Below are 22170 nucleotides of genomic sequence, written 5' to 3'. Positions count from 1 at the left end.
ATTGAGCCCACGAATCACGCCAATTATGCCCAGAATCGTCCATGTCCTCGCTTTTGATAATGCCCAGGTGCTTGATGTGACCGGGCCGTTGCAGGTATTTGCCTCTACCAATGACCTGGCGCGCCAGCGTGGCGAACCCTTGCCTTACGCCGTCTCGGTGATCGCCGCGCAAACGCCGCCGGTGATGACCTCCGCTGGCCTGGCATTGGTGGCCGAGCCGCTGCCTACCGTCGATGCACCGTGCGACACACTGGTGATCGCAGGCGGTTGGGGCGTGTACGGCGCTGCCGAAGACCCGGCCCTGGTGGGTTGGGTGCGTGAGAAAGCCAAGCACACCCGACGCATGACTTCGGTGTGTACCGGTGCGTTCCTGCTGGCCGCCAGCGGCATGCTCGACGGCTGCCGCGTGGCTACCCACTGGACGCGTTGCGAAGAGCTGGCGCGCCAGTTCCCCTCGTTGACGGTGGAATCCAACCCGATCTTTATCCAGCAGGGCGCCGTCTGGACCTCTGCCGGCGTCACCGCTGGCATTGACCTGTGCCTGGCGTTGGTGGAACAAGACCTGGGCCGCGCCGTGGCCCTGGAAGTGGCGCGGCACCTGGTGGTATTCCTTAAGCGCCCCGGTGGCCAGTCGCAATTCAGCGTAACCCTCTCCCTGCAAAAAGAGGGCAGCCGTTTCGCGGACCTCCACGCCTGGATGGCCGAAAACCTTACCCTGGATTTGAACATCCCGACACTGGCCGCCCAGGCCGGCATGAGTGAACGCAGCTTTGTACGCCACTATCGCGCCGAGACGGGTCAGACCCCGGCGCGTGCCGTCGAATTGATCCGCGTCGAAACCGCGCGCCGGCAACTGGCCGACAGCACGGCGTCGATCAAACGCATTGCCGTGCAGTGCGGGTTTGGCTGCGAGGAAACCCTGCGCCGCAGCTTTCTTCGTGCCTTGTCGGTAACGCCCCAGGCTTATCGTGAACGCTTCGCGCCGGTGACTTAGGCGAGCAATTCCAGCAGCGCATCAAGCGTGGCGTGCGGCGCTTCCTGAGGGATGTTGTGGCCCACGCCGGGCAACACCTGGCGCCGGTAAAACCCACTGAAATGCGCCACGTCATCATCCTCTTCGGGGGGCGGGCCCACCCCGTCATCGGCACCGCACAACGAAATGCTCGGCACCGAAATCGCCGGCTGCAACATCAGGGCCTGCTCGATGGCTTCGAGTGCGGGGTCGCCAGGCGCATACATGAAACGGTGGCGATAGGAATGGATCACCACCTCGACAAAGTCCGGGTTATCAAACGACGGCGCCGTCTGCTCATACAGCCCCGGTCCTTCGGTCCAGGACGGCGACCACAGTGACCACAGCAGTTCGCAGAGTTCGCGGCGGTTGGCGGTCAAGCCGTCGACACCGCGCTGGGTATGAAAGTAGTACTGGTACCACAAGCGATGTTCCGTCTCGGGTGCCTGTGGCGCCAGCGACTTGGCGATGTCCTGGATGTTGTAGCCGTCACCGGTCACCAATCCACTGACGCGCTCGGGCCACAGCGCCGCGACGATACACGCGGCACGTCCACCCCAGTCGTAGCCGGCGAGGGTCGCCTGTGGGATGCCCAGCGCATCCATGAAGTCCAGCAGGTCCTTGGCCAATGCCGCCTGCTGTCCGGAGCGCATGACGTGTTCGTTGATAAAACGCGTCGGACCGTAACCGCGCAGGTACGGCACCAGCACTCGCAAGCCATGCCCGGCCAGTACCGGCGCTATCGCGTCATAGGCGCGAGGGTCGTAGGGGAAACCGTGCAGCAGGATTACAGGTTTTCCGTCAGCGGGGCCGTGGGCTTCATACGCCACATCGAGCATGGAAGTACGGATGTAAAGCAGCGGGGCATTGGTGGTCATGGTGAGCGTTCATCGGCTGGCCAGAGGTGCTGGAACTCTAGCCGAAAGCCGTGAACGGAAGGGGTGGAATTTAAGGTAATGGGCTGACGTGTGTGGCCCGAGGTCAGCGCCGCTCGGCGACCTCAGGGTTGCCAGGTGGTTTTTTCCCCGCTGAGTTTACGGTCCAGGAACGTCGCTGCGCTGATCAACGCCAAGTGGCTCAAGGCCTGAGGCGTATTGCCCAAGTGGCGGGCCTGGCTGTCGAACTCTTCTGCGTACAGCCCCAGCGGGTTGGCGTAGCGCAGCAGTTGTTCGAATTCCAGGTGGGCCTTTTCCACTTGCCCGGCGCGGGCCAGGCATTCGACGTACCAGAACGAGCAGGCCGCAAATGCGCCTTCGGTGCCTTGCAGGCCGTCGATCTGGCTGTCGTCGTTGCGATAGCGGTAGACCATGCCGTCGCGCACCAGGCTTTTCTGGATGGCTTCCAGCGTTGAGAGCCAGCGTGGATCGGTCGCCGCGACGAAGCGCACCAACGGCATCAGTAGCATCGAACCGTCGAGCGCGGTGCTGCCGATATGCTGCACAAAATGTCCGCGTTCCTCGTTCCAGAAGTTGCTCCAGATGTCGGCATAGATCGCTTGGCGGGTCTGGTCCCAACGTGCAAAAGGCGCCGGCAGCGAACGCTTGGACGCCAGGCGGATGGCGCGGTCCAGCGCGACCCAGCACATCAGTCGCGAGTGCAGGAAGTGATGCTGCTCGCCGCGCATTTCCCAGATGCCTACGTCTTTGGTGTTCCAGATCTCGCAGACCTGATCGGTGACTTCTACCGTATGTTTCCAGCCCTCATGAGAGATGGCTTCGCCGTACTTGTTGACCAGGTACACCGCGTCCATCAGTTCGCCGTAGATGTCGAGCTGAATCTGGTCGAACGCCTCGTTGCCAATGCGCACCGGCTTGGCGCCGCCGTGGCCGCTGAAGTGGTCCAGTTGGGCTTCCGGCAGCTCCTGGCGACCATCGATGCCGTAGAGAATATTGATTTTGGTCGGCTGGCCGCAGCAGTCACTGACGCGTCCTTTGAGCCAGCTCATGTAAGCGTTGGCTTCTTCGACAAACCCCAGGCGCATAAAGGCGTAGACGGTGAACGAGGCGTCGCGGATCCAGGTGTAGCGGTAGTCCCAGTTACGTTCGCCACCCGGCGTTTCCGGCAGGCCGAAGGTGGCAGCGGCGATGATTGCGCCGTGTTTGCGCGAGGTCAAAAGCTTGAGCGCGAGGGCCGAGCGGTTGACCATTTCGCGCCAGCGGCCACGGTAGTTCGACTGCGCGATCCAGCCGCGCCAGAACTTCAAGGTGTGGGCCAGCGCCAGGTCGGTGCAGCCGCCGTCGACGCGTTCATCCTCCTGGCCGCCCAAGACGAACTCGGCACCTTCTTCCTGGTCCAGGGTAAAACTGGCCACGGCTTCGCCGTCCTTGATCTGCAACGGCTGGCTGCTGGCCAGGCGCAGGCCAGGTTGGCCGTCGGCGCTGAAGCACACCTTGCCGTTGTCGAGGCTGGCGTGGGTAGGCGTACGCGCGTAGTCGTGGCGCACCGCGCAACGCAGATGAAGGGTGGCCTTGCCACTGACCACGCGCACTCGGCGGATCAGCAGCGGCAGGTCTTCGATTTCTTCGCTGATGACCAGCAGATCAGTGATCTCCACCACGGCTTCGTCGCTGAGCCAGCGGGTTTGCAGCACGTTGGTGTCGGGCAGGTAAATTTGTTCGCGCCGCGCGTTGGGCAGGTCCGGCGCGAGTTGGAAAATGCCGGCGTCGGGGGTGTCCAGCAGCGAGCAGAAGATCGACGGGCTGTCGAATTCCGGCCAGCAAAAGAAGTCGATGCTGCCTTTATCGTTTACCAGGGCCGCACTGCGCATATCGCCGATGATGCCGTGGGCATCGATGGCGCTTTGTTGCTCGTTCTGATCAACCATTTCCACGAAACTCCGGATAAAGGCTCATGCCGCCATCGATAAAGAGCGTGCTGCCCACGACGTAGTCGGAAGCATCACTGGCCAGCCACACCACGGCGCTGGCTACATCTTCTACATCGCCGACGCGGCCATAGGGAATCAGCTTCAGCAGTTCCTTCTCTGCGGCGCCTTCAGTGGTCGCACGGTTGATCGCCGTACGAATCGCGCCGGGCGCAATGCCATTGATGCGGATGCGCTGTTCGCTGACCTCCTGGGCGAGTGTGCGCATCAGCATTTCCACGCCACCTTTGGACGCCGCGTAATTCACATGCCCGGCCCAGGGGATCAACTGGTGCACCGAGCTCATGTGGATGATTTTGCCTGCCGCCCGCGACACACCCTCGCGCACGCCCTGGCGATTGAAGATCCGCACAGCCGCCCGCGCACACAGAAACTGGCCGGTGAGGTTGACGCCGATCACTGCATTCCAGTCGTCGAGGCTCATGTCGACCAGGTTGGCGTCCTTTTGCATGCCGGAATTGGCTACCAGGATGTCCAGGTGGCCGAAGGCATCCAGCGTCTGGGCAAACAGCCGCTCCACGTCCGCTTCTTTAGACACGTCGGCGCCGATCGCAATCGCCCGGCCGCCGCTGGCATTGATCTGCGCGGCGAGGGATTCGGCGGGCGCCGCCTGGGTGTTGTAATTCAGCACCACGGCCGCTCCGGCCTGTGCCAGAGCCTTGGCCGCGCCGGCACCGATGCCCGAACTGGCGCCTGTCACCAGTGCCACTTGTTGTTCCAACGAAATACGCATTGCTCACCCAGCCCTAAATTCGTGAGTTCAAGTAGCTGACTGATAGCGCGCAAGGGAAGTTCACCCGTGTGAAATGAGCGACTACAACCATGGTGAAAAATGGAATAACAGAACTATAAAAAATAACCATAAGATACTAAAAAACCGTTCAAAAGCGTTTGACAGGATTTTTCGCCCCGTGTTTTATAGGCACACCTCAACCCGCTCCGTTGGTAGTTCGGAAGTCATCGCGGGGCCAGCGATAAGAGATATCTATGTGCCGCTTGGCCGATACAGGGGAACTGCCCGTTCAGGAAACAGCCGCGGCCTTAGTGGGTGTGCCTAAGTTAGTTATCTTTGATTGCGACGGTGTGCTTGTCCAAAGCGAAGAAATAACCCTGTCGGTGTTGATTGCGCGGCTAAATGCATTAGTGCCGGACGACGCGATGCTGGATGTCACACGTTTTATCGAGCACTTCCGTGGGCGCAAGATCGTTGAATGTTTACGCGAAGCGGAACAGCTTTTAAATATTCGTCTAAACAGTCAGTTTGAACAGCACTTTCGCAAGCAGGCATTGGACGCACTGACAAAAAGTTTAAAAGCCACTGAAGGCGTGATTGAAGTACTGCAAGCGCTGACGGTTCCCTTTTGCGTGGCGTCCAGTGCGCCACGTGACAAGATAGAACACTGTCTGCGCCTCACCGGGCTGTTCTCTTATTTCGAAGGGCGAATATTCAGCTGTTATGAGTTGGGCCGTTGGAAACCTGACCCCTTGGTGTTTCTGACAGCGTGCGACACTTACGGTATTGACGTGAGTGATGCATTGGTTGTTGAAGACAGTGTTACCGGTATTCAGGCTGCTGTTGCCGCCCATCTACGTGTCCTGGGTTTTGGCCCTGCGCATCGGCATCCGCAGTTAGTGGCTGCTGGTGCACTGCCGATTGCCGATATACGTGAAATGTTGGCCGTTTTTAATTGATCTTATTACTCAGGGAGGAGGCGTCGTGAATACACGTGGTTACGTAGAACGGCTTAAACGCAACGATCACACTTCAGAAGTGTGGTGGGATTCATCGCCTGCCGTGTACCTGCCTTATAAACTGCACCTGCTGGAAAAGTACCCGGCGGCGACGCCTTATATAGATGCGTTGATGCCGGATGATATCTCCCAGCCCAGGGGCGTGTGCAGCGTGACCACCAACCCGCGGTTGGTGACGGCCGTTATCCTCGAAAAGCGCGAGTATTGGTCATCGCGTTTCAATCTCGCGAGCCTGTCTCCCAGGGAGTTGCGCAAGCAGTTGTACAACGAAGTCATCCTCGAAGGCGCCGCGACGCTCACGCCGCTGTGGGTTCAGTCGGCGCAGGTCGAGGGCTGGATTTCCGCCCAGGTAGACCCGGTGGATGTGCGATGCACCGAGCGCATGACCGCCAGGGGCCTGGAACTGCATTGCCTCGCACCGAACGTGATGGTCAAGGTGCCTGGCAGCCTGGAGGGGCTGGCGACTGTCGAACAGCTGGTAGCCCTGGGCGCGTCGGTGAATATCACCTTCTGCTTCACGGTGGCGCAGTTCCAGGCCGGTATCCAAGCCATCGAGCGCGGCATGGCGACTGCACACAGCAACGGGCTCGACACCCGTCGCTGCAAGTACGTCATCACCTTCATGATCGGGCGTTTCGCCTGCCAGCCCGAATTCACCTTGCAGGCGGCGGAGCGTGGCCTGGTCTTGAGTGCCGAGGAGCTGCGCTGGGCCGAATTGATGATCTACGAGCAGGTGCAGGCGCTGGTCGCGGCCTCGACCGTGCCGGTCAAAACCTTGCTCTCCAGCATAAAAGTCGACGTGGACGAGCGTGGCAACAAACACTGCTGGCACTTGGAAAAAACCGGACAGACGGCGACGTGCTACACGCTGACGCCGGAGGTGGTGGAGTTTCTGATCGAGCGCGAGAGCCACGGCAAGCCGGTAATGCCTGCGGTGGGCCCTCAGAAGCCGCCTGCGTCGACCTTCGCCAAGCTGATCCGCATCCCGTATTTCTACGAAGCCTATTTCATCGACAGCATCGAGCCGTACGACTTTGGCAACCACGAGGCGTTTATCAACGCCTGCAATGAAGCCAACAGCGCGCACCGACGCCTGGCGGACTACTGCGTACGGTTGTGCCCGGTGACCAAACTTTTCAAACGCGCGCTCAACGCGCTGCTGGCCGCCGAATTCGGGGTGATCGCATGAACCGGATGATCGGATTGTGGGCCCACCCACGTTCGCGCTCCACCGTATTGGAGCGCGTGTTTATCGAGCGAGGGGATTTCGAGGTCTTTCACGAGCCCTTTGCGCATATGGCGTTTTCAGAGGAATCGGCGATCCCTTCGGATGAGTGGGATCACAGTTTCCCCACCACTTACCAAGGCATAAAAGAACACTTAGTCACTGCGCGCGAACGCACTAACGTTTTTCATAAAGATATGTGTTACCACTGTTTGGATGATTTGAAAGTTGATGTCGGCTTTCTGGCGCAACAGGACAATATCTTTCTTATTCGCGAACCTGCCAGCAGCATTATTTCTCATCATCGGGTCCACCCCGATATGCCGTTGCAGGCCATCGGGCATAAAGCGCTCTACGACATATTCTGCGTGGTCACTAAACTCACCGGCAACGTGCCTTACGTGATCAATGCAGATGATTTGGCCGCCGAACCGGAGCGGGTGATTCGCCAGTTATGTGATCACTTGGGTATTGAGTTCTTGCCGCACGCCATGACGTGGAAGCGAGCGTGTCCACAACAATGGAACACCTGGCGGCGTTGGCATGTGGCGGCGGAAAACAGCGAGCGTATTGTTCCGCCGCACGAGCAGCACATTGATATCGAGGCGTTCGACCGACATTCGAAGTTAAAGGAAATGTATGAGTACCACCGGACGTTTTACGCGCGCATGAATGAATTTTGCCGATAAGGATTGTTGTATGAAGAAGTTAATTGTCACCGGGGCGGCCAACGGAATTGGTCGGGCGACTGTTGAAATGGCCATTCAGCAGGGTTATTTCGTTATCGGTGCCGACAAGGACGCCGACGGCCTGAAAGTGCTGCAGGATCTCTATGATGCTGATGTGTTTGAAGCGCACAGTGCCGACTTTTCCGATAAGGCAGTTATCAAGGGTTTTATTCCCGCCTTGTATGAGCGTCACGCGACCTTCTTTGGACTCGTCAATAATGCGGGTATTTACCACGGCAAAAGTGTCTACGCCTATTCCGATGAACAAATAGACGAGATCCTCAACGTCAACCTCAAGGCGCTGGTCTATCTCTCCAAAGACTTCGCCGAACGGGAAATGAAGCACGAGGCCCCGCGCAGTATCGTCAATATCGCCTCGGTGGCGGGTGAAGTCGGCAGCTGCGACGCCCTCTACGGTGCCACCAAGGCGGCGGTGATCGGCCTAACCAAGGCCAACGCCTGGAATTTCGCACCGTTTGTGCGGGTGAACGCGGTGTCCCCGGCGCTGATCCACGAAACCGCCATCTACGACACCATCCCCGAATACCGGCGTGCTGAGTACGCGCGCCAGGAAGTCCTCAAGGACCCCATCCTGCCGAGCGGCGTTGCCGAGGTCATCATGCTGCTGGTCGGCGATGCGATGCGCCACATCACCGGCAGGGTCATTCCGGTCGATAACGGAGCCTACCCACGATGAGCCAGTCGATGCCCAGGAAAAAACTGCTGGTGGTCGGCGCCGGCAACCTGTGCCTGCAGATCCTCAAGATTCTCGGCCCCAAAAACGCTTTCGACTTTGTAGTATTGGGCCGCAATGAAGAGGCGACGATTCGGCTGTGTAACCTGGTAGCACTGTCGTGTGCGCAATTGGGGCAATTCATTGCCATCAAACCGGTGGTCGCCGACCTGACAAATATCGCGAAAGTCGCGCAACTGCTGCGTGAAGAAGCGCCGGATATGCTGGTGAACTGCGCGTCGCTGCAGTCCTGGCGGGTTATTACCGGGTTACCCAAGCTTTCGTTCGAGAAGCTTGACCAAGCCCAGTTCGGTCCCTGGCTGCCCATGCACCTGACGCTGATGCATTGCCTGATGCGAGCGGTAAAAGCCTCGGGCATCACCACTAAAACCATCAATGCGGCGTTCCCCGATGCGGTCAATCCGATTCTGGCGCGCATTGGCCTGGCGCCGGATATCGGCGTGGGCAATGTGGCCAACCTGGTTCCTGCCGTGCGTTTTTCCATCGCCCGCTTGCTCGAATGCGCGCCCGCTGATGTGCAAGTGCAGCTGTATGCCCAGCATTACTTCAGCCACTACGTGCCGCGTGGTGGCTTGCCCCCGCGTGCCAGTTACCGGCTGTTGTATGAGGTGCGCGACCGGCCGGAACTGGCTGGTCCGGCCGCCGAGGCGATTTTCTCTACGGTGAAATCCGAACTCCGCCGCCTGGGCGGGGTGGATGGCCAGTTCCTCACGGCATGTTCCGCCGTCACGGTCATCGAAGGGCTGTTTTCACCCACGCCAGTGTTGGTGCATGCGCCAGGCCCGCTCGGGCTTCCGGGCGGTTACCCGGTGTTGCTGCACGAGGGGCGGATCGAGGTGCAGTTCTCCGAGGCTTGCCCAAAGGACGAAGCGGTGCGCATCAATACCATTTGCCAGGGCCAGGATGGCATTGACGAAATCCATTGTGATGGATCAGTCAGCTACAACCCGCAATGCATGGCCGTCATGCAATCGATGCTGGGGTATTCCAAGAACACCATGTCTATCGAGCAGTCCGCCGAGTTCGCCCTCGAGTTGGCGAGCAAGTACCTGTCCTTCAAGAACTCAACCTGGTAGGTGTGTGATGAATCAGATTTCCGAGCGCAAGCACAACGAAGTGGCCAGTTATTCCACGCAGTACTCGGCGGATTTCGTCGAGCGTTGGGATGAGTTGATCGACTGGGAAAAACGCAAGGCAGGGGAGGGCGGGTTCTTTGAAAACCTGCTGCACAAGCACGGCGTGCGCTCGGTCATCGACGTATCGACGGGCAGTGGTTTTCATGCGGTGCAGCTCAAGCAGGCGCGCTTTGATGTGGTCGCCACGGATGGCAGCAGCACGATGTTGACCAAGGCGCGGGCGAACTTTCGCAAACACGGGCTGGACATCGAGTCCTATTACCGCGACTGGCACTCACTGGACCCGCAGGAGCTGGGCCAATTCGACGCCGTGGTGTGCCTGGGCAGTTCGCTGTGCCATGTGTTCGCCGCTCATGACCGATTGAGCGTGTTGGCGAAGTTCAGGGCATTGCTCAAGCCGGGTGGCTTGTTGATTGTGGATCAGCGTAATTTCCTGGCCATTCGCGCGGGTAACTTCAAAGCCAGCGGGAATTATTATTATTGCGGTACACACGCATCCGTGAGCTTGGGGCAGGTCGATGAGCACCTGTGTGAGTTCATCTACAACTTTGATAACGAAGAACGGTACACGCTGAAGGTTTACCCGTTGTTGCCGGGTGAGTTGGCCACTGAAATGCTCGCTTCCGGGTTTCGAGCCCATGAGAGCTACGGTGATTTCAAGTCTGTCTACGACATGATGAATTGTGATTTCGTCATCCACACCGCGCGCGCTGAATGAGAGGTCGATGATGAGCACACTTGTTCAGAGCAATACCCGCCCCTTGGACAGCGTCGTATTGGCGGTCGTCCTCACTGGCTTCGTGGCCAGCACCTACGGGTTTGGCGTGTACCTGTTCGCCAACCTCGTGGTAGACATGCGCCGCGACATCGGCTTCGACTACACCACAGTGGGCTTGATCACCGGCGGCGCGCAGATCGGATTCCTGTTGTTCTCGTCAGTGACCAGCTATATCAGCCGGTTTTTCGAGGGCTGGAAAATCAGCCTGGTGTCTACGGTGATGACCTCCCTGGCGCTGCTGGGCCTGAGTATCAGTGACAGTATCTGGCTGTCGGGCGCTCTTTTGATCCTGCTCGGTGGCTGTTCCGCCTCGGTGTACATACCGTTGGTGGAAATCGTCACCAAGGGTTTCAGCCCGGGTAATCGCTCCCGGGTCATGGGGCTGATTTCCAGTGGCACCAGCTACGGCGTGTTTATCAATGGCTTGCTGGTGTCGTTCCTGACATTGAATGGCGGCTGGCGCTCGATCTGGCTTACCGCTGGCCTGATATCGGGTGTGCTGTGCGTGGTGGCGTGGTTTCTGTTGCGCACCCTGGCCACGAGCCGCGACACCGAATTTTCCGAGGAGCGCGCCGCTGCATTTGACAGTCAACGACCCTGGCTCAGCCGTTCGTTGTACCTGACGTGGGCCATCGCCTTTCTCAATGGCATGGCGCTGCTGCCGTTCCAGACGTACCTCGCGCCGTTCCTGCGTGATGAGTTGGGTGTGTCGGTACAAGACGCCGGGTTTATCTGGACCACCATCGGTGCCGTGGGCATGGCGTCGGGTTTTCTGGTGGGGTGGATTGCCGACAAGGTCGGTGTGCGGGCGTCGCTGGCGATGTGTTTTCTCAGTGCCGGGCTGGCCGCCACCCTGGTGTTCAGTTTCAACAGCCTCCCGCTGTTCTACCTGGCGGCGTTTCTCTTTGCACTGGCGTTTTACCCCATCTTTGGGCTGGTCCCCAGTTACATCGGGCAAATCGTGCCGGTCAACCGGTTGATCCAGGCCTTTGGCATCGCCAACGTTCTGATCGGCTTGGGTGGGGTGTGCGGCAACTTCCTGGGCGGCTTTTCCAAGGACCTGACCGGGTCGTTCTCGACGGTCTACTGGGGTGTTGCGCTGTTGTTGTTCGTGCAATGCGTGATGGTGTTCATGTTGGGTAAACAGCCTGTTTCGGTCGAGGAGGGCGAGCAGTCATGAGTTATTTTCCAGACAGTCAAAACCAGAATCTGCATGCGTTCGCATTCAGCCACCGGCGCGCCGAACACAGGCGGACGAACCACAAGCCCGCCGTCATCTGGATGACCGGTATCTCTGCTTCCGGTAAGTCGACCATCGCTGATGCGCTGGACATTGCCCTGCAGGAACAAGGGCGGATCACGGCCATTATTGATGGCGACTCGGTACGTGGTGGGCTGTGCCGGGACTTGGGTTTTACCGACAGCGACCGCGATGAGAATATCCGCCGGGTCGCCGAGGTCGCGCGGCTGATGCTCGACGCGGGGCTGATGGTGATTGTCGCGCTGATTTCACCCTCATCGGCCAGCCGGCACTACGCGCGCTCTATTATCGGCAATGAATACTTCGTGGAAGTGCATGTGGACGCGCCGCTGGAAACTGCCGAACAGCGTGATCCTAAAGGCCTGTATAAAAAGGCTCGCGCGGGGTTGATCAAGAACTTCACCGGTATTGACTCCAATTATGACGTGCCGGTGTTTCCGGAAGTGCACGTGAACACCCAGGCGCTTTCCGTGGCGCAGTCTGTGGCGGCTATCCTTGATTGGGTGGCGCATAACGACGAGCGCACCTAGCCGTCTGTCTTTGCGTCAGGTTTGCGCCGGGATCGCAATGTCTGCCCTTCAAAAAAACAAGGTAATCTGCGCCATCGCAAGGAGAATGCGTTTTTTCAGGAGCAGGCATGACACATTTTACGGGCACTGCAAAATCGATCCGTCTGATTGGTGGGGCTCGGGTATTGGACTTTATCAATACCACCAATGGTCGTCGTCCCGGCACCGCACTCAAGGTCCTGGAAGAGCGACTCACCAGCTTTCAGTTCTTCTTTGAATGGGCATTCCATGCGTCGTTGATCTCGGCCCAGGAGTTTGCTGACTACAAGCCGATGGTGCTTGAGTCATCGATCGCCTACCAACCGGACCTGGATGCCGTTATTGCATTCAGGGAGTGCCTGTACGAGGTGTTCTATCCGTTGTCGTTGCGCGGCGCTGCACCCGATGAGGCGTTGCAGCAGATTAACCAAACGTTCCAGCACGGCGTCGCACGGCGCGTGCTGCGTTCTGTCGACGGTAAGCCTGCCTGGGAGTGGAAGCCCTGCAGTACGGCACAGGAACTGACGGCCACGGTGCTGGGGCGCCTGGCGATAGACGCCACGCAATTGCTGGTATCGGGTGATTTGCAGACGTTGCGCAGTTGCACCTCGACTGACTGCGATTGGGTGTTTCTGGACGTCTCCAAGAACAAACAGCGCAAATGGTGTCAGATGAGCGTGTGCGGCAGCCGCGAGAAACTCAGCCGACTCAAGCAGGTTGGCGGCGCGCAATAGTTTCGAGGTCATATGGCGGGTAGCAATTGCGCCACTTAATAGGAAACATTACTATTCACGCCCGCCTCACCCGTGCCCCCGCAACGATCCCTCCCTCAACGTCGGTGTACGTGGCCTGACGTCGCACCTGTCACCACGCTCCACCGTGCTGATCGATGGTGTATCGGCTGCATTCGCGCCGTACGGCCAGCCACAGCTGTCGATGGCGCCGATTTCGCTGGGTAACCTCGATAGCATTGACTCGACATGTCCGCTCATCCTGGCCAGGCTGGGCGGCGACCATGCCCATGGTGTGGTTTGTCTCTCACGCCTTCAGACGTTCTTCCTACCTCGATTCTGGAAACTATCAGCCGCCTCAGGAACCGGCTCCCACAGTTCTGCCACATAGGATATGCCTGCCTCCACGGGTTTCCTTGACGCCTCCTTAAGCGCCGGGGTAGCTGGAACAGTGAGGTCAGGCACCTGAATACACCGAACTGGAGAACTAGAATGTCGGTATCAGCATACAATCAGAGCGTCGCTCCTTCCCTCGATAACGCCTCTCTCGCAGATGCAAAGCCCAGCACCGAGCGGTCTGCTACCGCGTCCAGTGCCCAGGTCACGATAGGCGTCAATTTCACCTCTCATCCTGGTCAATGCGGCCCAGTTTTCGGTTGCCCGCCACCGCGGCCAGTCCCAGAAAACGTGCGCCCCAATCCCGGCCCGCCGCCGCGGCCAGTCCCAGGAAACGTGTGCCCTAATCCCGGCCCACCTCCGCGCCCGACCCCCACGTTGCCCGACCCTTATTACTCCAAGCAAAGCAACGAGCAACTGGCCCAGGGGCTTTTGAATAATTATGACGCGCTCAAGGGCCGCTGGCCTTCGCGCGAGGTCACGCGCCAGAGCTTGCAGAAAATGGCCAATCAACCGTTAACGGGCAACCCCTACAAGGACCCAAACATCCGATTGGCGAACGAGTTGCTGCGGCGTCCCGGGTTGCTGCAATCGCTTGACCGAAATGGCTGCACCGGTGCATTGGATGGCCGTTTGTCCAAGAACGATATCCGGAGCTTTGTTCGTTCAGATAACCCCTTGAAATTGAATGACGACAAACAGATCGTCCAAGACGTACTGAATAATTTCAACGCATTGAAGGGTGGCTACTTCAGCAGCACGATAAAGCTCAGGGAGCTCAAGGCACGCGCCATGCAGCCGTTGACGGGCAACCCTTACACCGACCATCTCACCCAGCTGTCGAGGGAAATCATGTCCCGTTCAGATCTGAGGTCGGCGATGGACAATATCGTCAGTTGGCAACGCGATGGCAAGATCTCTCGACAGGAATTGTACGCACTGCTTCGTTAGACCTGGGCTGTCTTCTGCCGTGCACACGCGGCAGAAGTTGACAGGCGTTTGATGCAGTAAATACAAACCTGGCATGCAGGAACCGTTTACGGAAATGCACCACCAAGAAAATATCCACCGGTCATTGATTACCGGTGGGGGCCTTCATCTACCGGATTAGGTCTGGACCATGAATTCGACATCATTTGAATCCCGTCATTCCCAGTACAACGCCTCGGCCCGGGCCGGGCTTACGCAGGAGGCAGAAAGCCCAAGAGCGTCCCAGCTGCAGGGGCTCAACCTCACATCCTCGCCCAAGTTCAGCTTCAAGGCGCCCACCGCCGAAGATTTTGACAAAGGCTCTCGGGTGTTCATGGAAGAGTCGGCGCCCAGCCCTGTGCTTTCAGTGTTTGCCAGCTTGTGGAGCAAGTTGTCCCGCCGCTAGCAGGCCATTCCAGGCCATGGATGGCCCGCAAAACTGAGGCGGTTACAAACGCTCAAGATTCACCGGGTCATATCGGGCGTCTTGGACGACCGTCTGCGGAACCATTGTTTTCTGAGAACCACTCAGTCGGTGCTTGTGCCATCTTGATTTCGAGGCGTTTTCGAGGATCAGGCAATCAGGCCCAGGCTACGGAATCTAGATAGGGTGGAGGTGAATCATGATTGGTAGTGTCAATAATCCGGGCTTTACGCAAACGGCGGCGCCAGCGACATCAGGGCCGACGGGAAACGGTCAGTCTCGTTTTGAGGTCGATGCTCGCGCATTAGGTAAACCGCTGCCAGCGGCGCAGCCAATCAACTCCCGATTCGCGAATGGCGCCGACCGGCACTTTGACGGTCAGAATCTGTACGGAGGCATGACGAAGGTTGGCAACCCCTTTGTCAGCTCAGACGACCATCTGCTGGCGACTGACCTGAAGAACAACCTGCCATTGCTGGACGCCTTCAAGAAAGAGGGACGACTGACCCAAGGCTCTTTGCAGGAGATTGCCAAAGAGGAACCCAACAGCAGCAAAGTCTCCGAGCGCACGATTATGTTGGCGCGAGAGATACTCAACCGCCCCCGGCTAAACGACGCCATTATTGCAAAGGGCGGTGAAATCACGCATGAAAGCCTTACCTCAGCGGCCGACGCACAGATCGGTAATACCAACCCCAACACGCAGAGCGCGGATCCGTTCCATGCGAAAACTGACGCGCAGGTCGTCCAGGCATTCAAGGGTATGTTCGATGATTTGCGGGACACGTCGGAAGACCGCACTTTCTTTTTCGGTACACAAAGACATCGTTACGTGAAAAAAGACACGATTATCGAAATCAGCAAGGACCCCAATCAGACGGGCAACAACGGTGAGCCTCTGCGGGATGTACGCACCGGGTTTCCTTTGAAAAAATACAGCGAACAACAAGTTTATCTGGCCAAGAATCTAATGGAGCGACCCGGGTTGATGGCTTCTCTGGATAGCTACAAAGCCAACGGTTACAGCCCGTTCGGTAGCCTGAATGACGATGGGTGGTTGAAGAACTACAGCATTGACCGCTGGCTGGAGAACGATAAGGCAGAGAGGGGGCATTAAGGGCACACGCGTGCATGAGCATCTTGAAAGACGCTGCTCATGCCGTTATGCGGTCATACCCGCAGTATTTTCCCACTGACCGCCACCGCTGCCAGCAACACGCCTATCAACAGGAAGGCGGTTGCCAGGCTGCTGCCATGGGCGATAAATCCAATCACGGCAGGCCCGGCTAATATCCCCGCGTAGCCCAAGGTTGTAATGGCTGGCACGGCAATGTGTTCTGGCATGACATTTTGTTTGCCGACCGCGGAATAGAGCACGGGAACAATATTGGAGCACCCGGCGCCTACGAGTGCATAACCCAACAATGCCACTTCCCAGTCTGGGGATAATGTGGCGAGGAATGTGCCGGCGGCGGCGAGGGCGCCACCGACCACGATGACCCAGGTCGCGCCCAGCCGGCGCACGATTGTGTCACCGGTCAACCGCCCGGCAGTCATGGTCAAGGCAAATGCCGCGTAACCCAGGCCAGCATAGGCTTCGTCCAGGCCGCGCTCGTCACTGAGGAACACTGCGCTCCAGTCGAGCACCGCACCTTCGGCGAGAAACACGATAAAACACAAACAACCGATGAACAGCACCACGCCGTGGGGCACGGCAAAAGCCGGGCCCGAACTCTCACTGCCATAAGGCAACAGATGCGGTGCGGCCTTGAGCAGCGCCGCCAGCGTAATGACGATCACCACGAGGGTTGCCTGTAGCGGCGACAGGCCCAGCCCCAGTAATGCCGAAACCCCCGCCGCGCCGACGATCCCTCCCAGGCTGAACAGCCCGTGAAAGCCAGACATCATGGTTTTGCCGCTGGCCCGCTCGACGATCACCGCCTGCAGGTTGACGGTGGAATCCACCGCGCCCAAGCCAGCACCAAACAGAAACAAGCCCGCTATCAGTAACGGGATTGAACTGACTGTCGCCAGCATCGGCAACGCCAGGCAAATCATGATTGTCCCGGCGCTCAACACCTTTCGGCAGCCATAGCGCGAAGCCAGCGCACCCGCCGCGGGCATGGCGATGATCGAGCCGACACCCAGGCACAACAACAGCAGGCCCAGCGTACCTTCGCTCAGCCCGGCGCGGGCCTTGGCATACGGCACCAGCGGCGCCCAGGCCGCGATGCCGAAACCGGCGATAAAGAAAGCGATACGGGTCGACATTTGCTCCAGCCGCCCGGGAGCCACGGGCGCTGAGGTGGGGATGGCAGTCATGAATAATCCTTGGTCTTGCGTTCAACGAACGATGTCCGGCGCCACATCGTTGCATATCAGGCCGTGGCAGGCGAGCCGGGCTCTCCTGGGATTCTGCTGGTCGTGGACTTGGTTTTTAAAACCTGGAACGTAAGGGCAGTTTGCAGCCACGTGTGCAGTATCGAGTGTGTAGGAGGCGGTCTGGAAGGTGCGTAATCCCTATGGGGGCTTTTGAACCCCTGGATGCTAACGGTGGATTCCCACCTTCCAGGCCGCTTCCCATCATTGGTAGGTTCTGTAATACGCTGTTGTCTCAATAGGTAGGCAAGCGGACGGACTCATTGATGAAACACTTCAGGCAAACAACGTCATGACCCTGTTCTATGACGCCCGCGGCAATATCTACGGCGTGGTCAGCCCGGCCTCATTAAGAGGCAAGGGTATTGATATGCCCGAAAGCGCTGCCTTGGCCGCGCAGACTCGTGACCGTTGGACAACATCCGCCATCGCCTGCGAATGCGATTGGGGCTCGACACCTCGCCTGGCCGGCGCAAAGGCCCACCGCAGTGACGGCCTGCTGGTCGGCCCGTTCCAGGCCGAGCCGCCGTTTGACCTGCTGATCGTTAACACCGACGGCTCTTTGGCCGAGCGCAGTGGCAATGGCTTGACGATTTTCGCCCAGGCGCTCACTGACCAGGGCCTGATGACTGGAGCCAGTGAGTTGCGGGTGCATCACGACAAGTCGGATGCGTTGACACCGGTACCGACACGGGTTGAGCCGGCAGTCCATGAACAGGTTGCGGGGTTCTGGCTTGAGCTAGGTTTTCCAGCTTTCGGGCCCATGGCGGTGGGGGCGCAGGCCGTTGGTCGGACGATGCTTGGCGCAATTGAACTGAGCCACGTGAGCGCGTTGGCGGTGATCAACCCACAGTGGGCAACCAGTCAGTTTGTGCGGGTGGGTAACCCTCATTGTGTGACGCTGGTCGAGCACGTTTCGGCATTGCCGGATAACGCACAGATGCAGCAGCCAGCCCTGTTCGAACCCTTGAAAGCGATTGCCTTCTCGCCTCCAGCGGGTGGCGGTGAACCCTGTGTGGCCGGTATCAACTTGCAATGGGCGGCGCGCCAGTCCGACAACCGAGTCATCGCACGGGTGTTTGAGCGCGGGGAAGGGCCCACTGCGTCTTCCGGAACCAGCGCCAGCGCTGTGGCTTGCGCGGCATGGCGTGCTGGATGGGTTGAGAGCGGTGAGGTTGCCGTGGTGATGCCGGGTGGCATTGCGCCGGTGCGTTTGCACGCTCAGGGCGAGACGTTACTGAGTGTCAGTCTCTTCGGGGCTGCAAAGCCGCAGGCGTGAGGTTGCTCAACCGCTGATGCTTCGATCCGGTGTCAGCTGTTTCTCTATCTGTTAGTCGTTCCAGCGAAAGTTTGCGTAGGGCATTTCTTATTACTAGGAAGTGGCTCATTGACTCATTTTCTTATTTTGTAAAAGACACTTCCAACATCGTCGTACGAAACTTCTTTTTTATTTTAAAACGGCCGATTTCTGCCTGGAGTCGCTAAGCTTCGAGGCGTTCAAAGACTTTTCTCAGCAACGTATTCCATGTTTAGCGAGAGGAAGTATCTCAGGGCGTTCATTCATTAACGGCGGGTAACAACGGATGGTTAACGCGTTTGTTTTTTCACGTTTCAATCTGATTCTTCCACGCATAAATATCGACTTACAAGTACTGGCATTCAAAGGCAGTGAGGTCCTTGATCAACCGTTCTTTATCCACGTGCAGGTGGTCAGTGAAAACCCTTCCCTTGATCTACAGGCGTTGCTTCACCAACCCGCCTACCTGGACTTTGGCGAAATCAACGAAGGCCTGCATGGTCAGGTTTACGCCGTGGGCCGGGATGACCCGGGCCGGCGCATCACTCGTTATCACCTGACCCTGGCGCCCCGCCTGGCTTACCTTGCACACCGGCATGACCAGCGGATTTTCCAGCAGCGCAGCGTGCCGCAGATCATCGCGGCGGTCCTGGAGCAGCATGGCATCCTGGCGGACGCCTATGCATTCGAGCTAGGCCCTGTGGTTTATCCGCCGCGCACGTTCTGTGTGCAGTACGCGGAAAGCGACTTGCACTTCATCCAGCGGCTGTGTGAAGAGGAGGGTATTCACTACCATTTTCGTCACAGTGCGGACGCTCACCTGTTGGTCTTTGGTGATGACCAGACCGTGTTTCGCCGCTTGCCCGTGCAGCGCTACTGCCCCGACGGCGGGCTGCAAGCGGATACAAAAGTGATCCAGCGTTTCGACCAGCGATTGGCCACCCGTAGCCAAAAGACGGTGCGCCGGGATCACGACTTTGAACATCCCTCGTTGCACCTGCAGGACAGCGCGGGTTCTGCTTCGATACTCCCGCTTGAGGACTATCGGTATCCCGCTGGATTTGCCGGCCATGCCCGTGGCAAGCAATTGGCGCGTCGAGGGCTGGAGCGTCACCAACGCGACCGGCATCGAGCATTGGGCAAGAGTGATCAACCCTTACTGCACAGTGGGCATTTCCTTGAACTGCGTGATCATCCAGACCCCTCCTGCAACGACCTTTGGCTGATCACTTCGGTGCGTCACGAGGGTTATCAACCGCAGGTGCTGGAGGAGGCTACACCTGCGGCTGACGTGTTCCGGGGGTATCGCAATCGCTTTATCGCGACACCCTGGCAAGCTGTGCATCGGCCGCCCCTCAAGCACCCCAAACCGACCATCAATGGCAGTCAGACCGCAACCGTGACGGGGCCAGACGGTGAGGACGTGCATTGCGACGCCTATGGCCGGGTGAAAGTGCGCTTTAACTGGGACCGCCTGGACAAGGCGGATGATAAAAGTAGTTGTTGGGTTCGGGTTGCGTCCGGGTGGGCCGGAGACGGGTTCGGCGCAACGATGATCCCGCGCGTGGGCATGGAAGTACTGGTGACCTTCCTGGAAGGGGACCCGGACCGGCCGCTGATCAACGGTTGCCTGCCGAACGCGCTGCACCGGCCGACCTATCCTTTGCCGCAGCACAAGACCCGCAGTGTTTTGCGCAGCCGCAGTTCCCTTGGCGGCGAGGGCTCCAACGAAATGTACCTGGAAGACCGTCGTGGCGAAGAGCTTGTTTACCTGCGTGCGCAGCGCGACTTGGAGCAACGGGTCGGTCATGACAGTCGGTTGGAGGTTGCGGGGGAACGGCGAGAAGTCATCCATGGTTTAAGCACGACTCACGTTGAAAGTGAAGAGCATCGTCATGTCACCGGCGATCGCAAAGTCGTGCTCAAGGCGAGCGACTACCTTGATGTGCAAGGCGATAGCCGGACCCACGTGACTCAGAACTTGGTCATTGAGGCGGGGCAGCAGCTTCACCTCAAGTCCGGCGCCAGCCTGGTGATTGATGCCGGTGCGCAACTGAGCCTCCGGGCGGGAGGAGAGCATCTGGTCATCCAGGCGGGCGGCATCTTCAGCAGTCGCCCTATCACCCTTGGTGGTTCACCGTCTGTGGTCCAACTGGCGAACGCCTTGACGGTGTCCGATGTGCCAAAGACCTCCAAGGTACAAGGCAGCATCATGAACCTGTCCAGGCACCTGGGGGCGGACTACTGCCCGGTATGCGAGCGCTGTCGTGAAGGCTTGTGTGAGCTGCCGGGGAGGGCTGCCTGATGCAGAACATGCCAGACCATTGGATGGCTCAACAGCAGCGCGCTGGGCGACAGCTGTGTTTGATCCTTGAGGGACAGAGTAACGCGCGACAGCCGCTGCTGGCGGCGCGCAGTTTGTCAGAGTATCGCAGCCTCTATGGCGAGACCGCGCTGGCGGAACTGGCGGTGGAAGGCCCGGTGATCCTTCTGTTGAAACAGATAAGCGAGCCCGTGCTGCTCAACCTCTTGCAACAGCCCGAAACGAACTGGGGCTGGCTGGGCTCTTTGCCAAGCGAGGACCTGACAGGCGTGGCTCAACACTGGCGCGACCGTTTGCTGGTGGGGCAGGAAGGCGAGCAATCGATGTACCGTTTTCATGACAACCGCACTCTGGCGCGTGCATTGGCCTATCTGTGCCTGGAGCACTGGCCGGTATTCCTCGGCCCGTTGATCAGCGTGTGCTACTGGCACGAAGACCGCTGGCGCACGGGTGACAACCCGGCTCCCGGTGAGTATCCGCTGCCTGACCCGATCCCTTGGCTGACCACGCCCAACCCAAACGCCGAAGCCATCCTGCGCGCCAATATCCTGCGTTACCTGTTGACCGAGCACAGCGAAAACTTGGTCTCACTGGTGGAATTCCAGGACCCGAGAATCTGGCTGACACAGGTGCTGGAACAGGCGCGCGCCTGGCAATGGCGGGAGCCGGAGCAGCTGGAGTTTTTGGTGGTACGCAGGTTGGAGGAGGCCACCAGGAACAGCTTTATCCGGTGGCAACCGAAGGAGGGAGAAACACCGCAGGATCATTTTCAACGGGTGGTGGAGCAGTGGAAATTGATGGGGGAAATGGATGGGTAGGCGGAGTGTTGGCGTGTTGGTCGCGTTAGGGCTAATGGGCTGTGCGGGAGAGCCGGTTGATAGCGTGACGTTGGAGGTGGATTTACCTGCGGAATTCCGCTTCATCGGCGGCGCCAACTATGGGCCAGCGACCGGGGAGATCTGCACGTTGCCGAGGCGTCGAGGCAAAAGACCCGAGAGGAAGATCTTTATTGCGCGTTACAAACCTGTGGCTGAACGGGTGAGTTTTAAACTGCCATTGGCTGAGGTGATTGAAGGTTGTCCTACGGTTTTGCGTAGTGTGAATTTTGATATTTATGCGAAGTGGGGAAAGCGTGATACGGACGTAAGTGGCGATATTGCAGGTTTCTCAATTAGAGATCCGTCGAACGCCGATTTACCTGGGATGCCAGAAACAGGGATTCAGGAACTGCATAAGCAATGTCAGTGGTTATTTCGGACGGTGGGGCCGCAGCACGCGATCATCAAGGTGCTTGTATGTAAGTCCTTCGGGCTGGCGAGTCAGCCGCAAGAAGAGCGTGCAGGATTTCTTGTTGAACGGGATCAATTGCCGGGAAAAACACTCAGGGTGGTACTGAGCGTTACTGATGAGGAAGCCCCCGCAGTGGGTGATAACTGGTTAGCCGTTTGTAGTGGTCAACTGATCCCGGACACGACGTTAAGTTTTTTCTCAGCCTGAGCCGGTGGCAGCCCACCATTAAATTGGTGCGGTCGAATCCAGTTGTACCGGTGCATCAAAAAATGGCTGATATCCC

At 58.6% G+C, this 22170-nt stretch carries 21 protein-coding genes and 1 pseudogene; 18 read left to right on the top strand and 4 right to left on the bottom strand.

What is annotated here, in order from left to right:
* Positions 1-25 precede the first annotated feature (25 nt).
* Positions 26-994, top strand: coding sequence for a GlxA family transcriptional regulator (locus AACY52_RS24300; protein ID WP_339421106.1), 969 nt, complete (start codon positions 26-28; stop codon positions 992-994).
* On the opposite strand, the gene AACY52_RS24295 is transcribed toward AACY52_RS24300, so the two are convergent.
* From AACY52_RS24295 to AACY52_RS24285, 3 genes are all read right to left on the bottom strand, one after another.
* Positions 991-1890 (bottom strand): alpha/beta hydrolase, encoded by a 900-nt coding sequence (locus tag AACY52_RS24295; RefSeq protein WP_339421104.1) that lies wholly within the window; start codon positions 1888-1890, stop codon positions 991-993. The genes AACY52_RS24300 and AACY52_RS24295 overlap by 4 nt on opposite strands.
* Before the next feature lie 122 nt (positions 1891-2012).
* Positions 2013-3836 (bottom strand): glycoside hydrolase family 15 protein, encoded by a 1824-nt coding sequence (locus AACY52_RS24290; protein WP_339421103.1) that lies wholly within the window; start codon positions 3834-3836, stop codon positions 2013-2015.
* Positions 3829-4629 carry a glucose 1-dehydrogenase gene (locus AACY52_RS24285; RefSeq protein WP_339421102.1) on the bottom strand — a complete coding sequence of 267 codons (801 nt, stop codon included), beginning with the start codon at positions 4627-4629 and terminating at the stop codon, positions 3829-3831. The genes AACY52_RS24290 and AACY52_RS24285 overlap by 8 nt, the downstream gene beginning before the upstream one ends.
* Positions 4630-4883: 254 nt before the next feature.
* Between AACY52_RS24285 and AACY52_RS24280 the strand changes: the two genes are divergently transcribed.
* The 13 genes and pseudogenes from AACY52_RS24280 (at position 4884) to AACY52_RS24225 (ending at position 15715) form a co-directional block, all read left to right on the top strand.
* Entirely contained in the window at positions 4884-5588 is a 705-nt protein-coding gene (locus AACY52_RS24280) for an HAD-IA family hydrolase (protein ID WP_339439450.1), read from the top strand.
* 25 nt (positions 5589-5613) lie between these two features.
* Positions 5614-6837 (top strand): transaldolase family protein, encoded by a 1224-nt coding sequence (locus AACY52_RS24275; RefSeq protein ID WP_339421099.1) that lies wholly within the window; start codon positions 5614-5616, stop codon positions 6835-6837.
* Positions 6834-7562, top strand: a complete 729-nt coding sequence (locus AACY52_RS24270; RefSeq protein ID WP_339421097.1) for a sulfotransferase family protein — start codon at positions 6834-6836, stop codon at positions 7560-7562. The genes AACY52_RS24275 and AACY52_RS24270 overlap by 4 nt, the downstream gene beginning before the upstream one ends.
* Positions 7563-7572: 10 nt before the next feature.
* The gene (locus AACY52_RS24265) at positions 7573-8298 is read left to right on the top strand and encodes an SDR family oxidoreductase (RefSeq protein WP_339421095.1); all 726 of its coding nucleotides are present in this window, start codon (positions 7573-7575) and stop codon (positions 8296-8298) included.
* On the top strand, positions 8295-9431 hold the full coding sequence (locus AACY52_RS24260; protein ID WP_339428141.1) for a hypothetical protein: 1137 nt from the start codon (positions 8295-8297) through the stop codon (positions 9429-9431). The genes AACY52_RS24265 and AACY52_RS24260 overlap by 4 nt, the downstream gene beginning before the upstream one ends.
* 7 nt (positions 9432-9438) lie before the next feature.
* A complete protein-coding gene (locus AACY52_RS24255; protein ID WP_339421092.1) occupies positions 9439-10209 on the top strand; it encodes a class I SAM-dependent methyltransferase in 771 nt (256 codons plus the stop codon).
* A gap of 10 nt (positions 10210-10219) precedes the next feature.
* Positions 10220-11449 carry an MFS transporter gene (locus AACY52_RS24250; protein WP_339428142.1) on the top strand — a complete coding sequence of 410 codons (1230 nt, stop codon included), beginning with the start codon at positions 10220-10222 and terminating at the stop codon, positions 11447-11449.
* A complete protein-coding gene (gene cysC / locus AACY52_RS24245; protein WP_339421089.1) occupies positions 11446-12060 on the top strand; it encodes an adenylyl-sulfate kinase in 615 nt (204 codons plus the stop codon). The genes AACY52_RS24250 and cysC overlap by 4 nt, the downstream gene beginning before the upstream one ends.
* Positions 12061-12167: 107 nt before the next feature.
* Positions 12168-12812 carry a CGNR zinc finger domain-containing protein gene (locus tag AACY52_RS24240; RefSeq protein WP_339421087.1) on the top strand — a complete coding sequence of 215 codons (645 nt, stop codon included), beginning with the start codon at positions 12168-12170 and terminating at the stop codon, positions 12810-12812.
* A gap of 82 nt (positions 12813-12894) precedes the next feature.
* Positions 12895-13110 (top strand): annotated as a pseudogene (locus AACY52_RS32345) (hypothetical protein); the annotation flags it as partial.
* A 473-nt stretch (positions 13111-13583) separates the two neighbouring features.
* Positions 13584-14156: a hypothetical protein gene (locus tag AACY52_RS24235; RefSeq protein WP_339419978.1), complete on the top strand. Its 573-nt coding sequence runs from the start codon at positions 13584-13586 to the stop codon at positions 14154-14156.
* 169 nt (positions 14157-14325) lie between these two features.
* Positions 14326-14580 (top strand): hypothetical protein, encoded by a 255-nt coding sequence (locus tag AACY52_RS24230; RefSeq protein ID WP_339419980.1) that lies wholly within the window; start codon positions 14326-14328, stop codon positions 14578-14580.
* A gap of 217 nt (positions 14581-14797) precedes the next feature.
* Positions 14798-15715 carry a hypothetical protein gene (locus AACY52_RS24225; protein ID WP_339419982.1) on the top strand — a complete coding sequence of 306 codons (918 nt, stop codon included), beginning with the start codon at positions 14798-14800 and terminating at the stop codon, positions 15713-15715.
* A gap of 53 nt (positions 15716-15768) precedes the next feature.
* On the opposite strand, the gene AACY52_RS24220 is transcribed toward AACY52_RS24225, so the two are convergent.
* A complete protein-coding gene (locus AACY52_RS24220) occupies positions 15769-16920 on the bottom strand; it encodes an MFS transporter (protein WP_339560856.1) in 1152 nt (383 codons plus the stop codon).
* A gap of 349 nt (positions 16921-17269) precedes the next feature.
* Between AACY52_RS24220 and AACY52_RS24215 the strand changes: the two genes are divergently transcribed.
* From AACY52_RS24215 to AACY52_RS24200, 4 genes are all read left to right on the top strand, one after another.
* Complete coding sequence (locus tag AACY52_RS24215; RefSeq protein WP_339419986.1) at positions 17270-18256, top strand: diaminopimelate epimerase; 987 nt, start codon at positions 17270-17272, stop codon at positions 18254-18256.
* A 304-nt stretch (positions 18257-18560) separates the two neighbouring features.
* Positions 18561-20579: a type VI secretion system tip protein TssI/VgrG gene (gene tssI / locus AACY52_RS24210; protein ID WP_339419988.1), complete on the top strand. Its 2019-nt coding sequence runs from the start codon at positions 18561-18563 to the stop codon at positions 20577-20579.
* Positions 20579-21415 carry a DUF4123 domain-containing protein gene (locus AACY52_RS24205; RefSeq protein ID WP_339560855.1) on the top strand — a complete coding sequence of 279 codons (837 nt, stop codon included), beginning with the start codon at positions 20579-20581 and terminating at the stop codon, positions 21413-21415. Before tssI ends, AACY52_RS24205 begins: the two co-directional genes overlap by 1 nt.
* A complete protein-coding gene (locus AACY52_RS24200; protein WP_339560854.1) occupies positions 21408-22094 on the top strand; it encodes a hypothetical protein in 687 nt (228 codons plus the stop codon). The genes AACY52_RS24205 and AACY52_RS24200 overlap by 8 nt, the downstream gene beginning before the upstream one ends.
* Positions 22095-22170: the final 76 nt, after the last annotated feature.

The sequence above is a fragment of the Pseudomonas sp. EA_65y_Pfl1_P113 genome, from assembly GCF_963970525.1.
Classification (GTDB): Bacteria; Pseudomonadota; Gammaproteobacteria; order Pseudomonadales; family Pseudomonadaceae; genus Aquipseudomonas; species Aquipseudomonas tritici.
The sequence above is the reverse complement of the archived record's forward strand: the minus strand, read 5'-3'. Positions and strand labels throughout refer to the sequence as shown.

Coding starts and splice junctions, on each gene's coding strand:
- AACY52_RS24300 (WP_339421106.1), top strand. CDS start 26: ATGCCCAGAATCGTCCATGTCCTCGCTTTTGATAATGCCCAGGTGCTT.
- AACY52_RS24225 (WP_339419982.1), top strand. CDS start 14,798: ATGATTGGTAGTGTCAATAATCCGGGCTTTACGCAAACGGCGGCGCCA.
- AACY52_RS24220 (WP_339560856.1), bottom strand. CDS start 16,920: ATGACTGCCATCCCCACCTCAGCGCCCGTGGCTCCCGGGCGGCTGGAG.
- AACY52_RS24260 (WP_339428141.1), top strand. CDS start 8,295: ATGAGCCAGTCGATGCCCAGGAAAAAACTGCTGGTGGTCGGCGCCGGC.
- AACY52_RS24200 (WP_339560854.1), top strand. CDS start 21,408: ATGGGTAGGCGGAGTGTTGGCGTGTTGGTCGCGTTAGGGCTAATGGGC.
- AACY52_RS24285 (WP_339421102.1), bottom strand. CDS start 4,629: ATGCGTATTTCGTTGGAACAACAAGTGGCACTGGTGACAGGCGCCAGT.
- AACY52_RS24290 (WP_339421103.1), bottom strand. CDS start 3,836: ATGGTTGATCAGAACGAGCAACAAAGCGCCATCGATGCCCACGGCATC.
- AACY52_RS24230 (WP_339419980.1), top strand. CDS start 14,326: ATGAATTCGACATCATTTGAATCCCGTCATTCCCAGTACAACGCCTCG.
- AACY52_RS24270 (WP_339421097.1), top strand. CDS start 6,834: ATGAACCGGATGATCGGATTGTGGGCCCACCCACGTTCGCGCTCCACC.
- AACY52_RS24265 (WP_339421095.1), top strand. CDS start 7,573: ATGAAGAAGTTAATTGTCACCGGGGCGGCCAACGGAATTGGTCGGGCG.
- AACY52_RS24240 (WP_339421087.1), top strand. CDS start 12,168: ATGACACATTTTACGGGCACTGCAAAATCGATCCGTCTGATTGGTGGG.
- AACY52_RS24250 (WP_339428142.1), top strand. CDS start 10,220: ATGAGCACACTTGTTCAGAGCAATACCCGCCCCTTGGACAGCGTCGTA.
- AACY52_RS24205 (WP_339560855.1), top strand. CDS start 20,579: ATGCAGAACATGCCAGACCATTGGATGGCTCAACAGCAGCGCGCTGGG.
- AACY52_RS24255 (WP_339421092.1), top strand. CDS start 9,439: ATGAATCAGATTTCCGAGCGCAAGCACAACGAAGTGGCCAGTTATTCC.
- tssI (WP_339419988.1), top strand. CDS start 18,561: ATGGTTAACGCGTTTGTTTTTTCACGTTTCAATCTGATTCTTCCACGC.
- AACY52_RS24215 (WP_339419986.1), top strand. CDS start 17,270: ATGACCCTGTTCTATGACGCCCGCGGCAATATCTACGGCGTGGTCAGC.
- AACY52_RS24280 (WP_339439450.1), top strand. CDS start 4,884: ATGTGCCGCTTGGCCGATACAGGGGAACTGCCCGTTCAGGAAACAGCC.
- cysC (WP_339421089.1), top strand. CDS start 11,446: ATGAGTTATTTTCCAGACAGTCAAAACCAGAATCTGCATGCGTTCGCA.
- AACY52_RS24295 (WP_339421104.1), bottom strand. CDS start 1,890: ATGACCACCAATGCCCCGCTGCTTTACATCCGTACTTCCATGCTCGAT.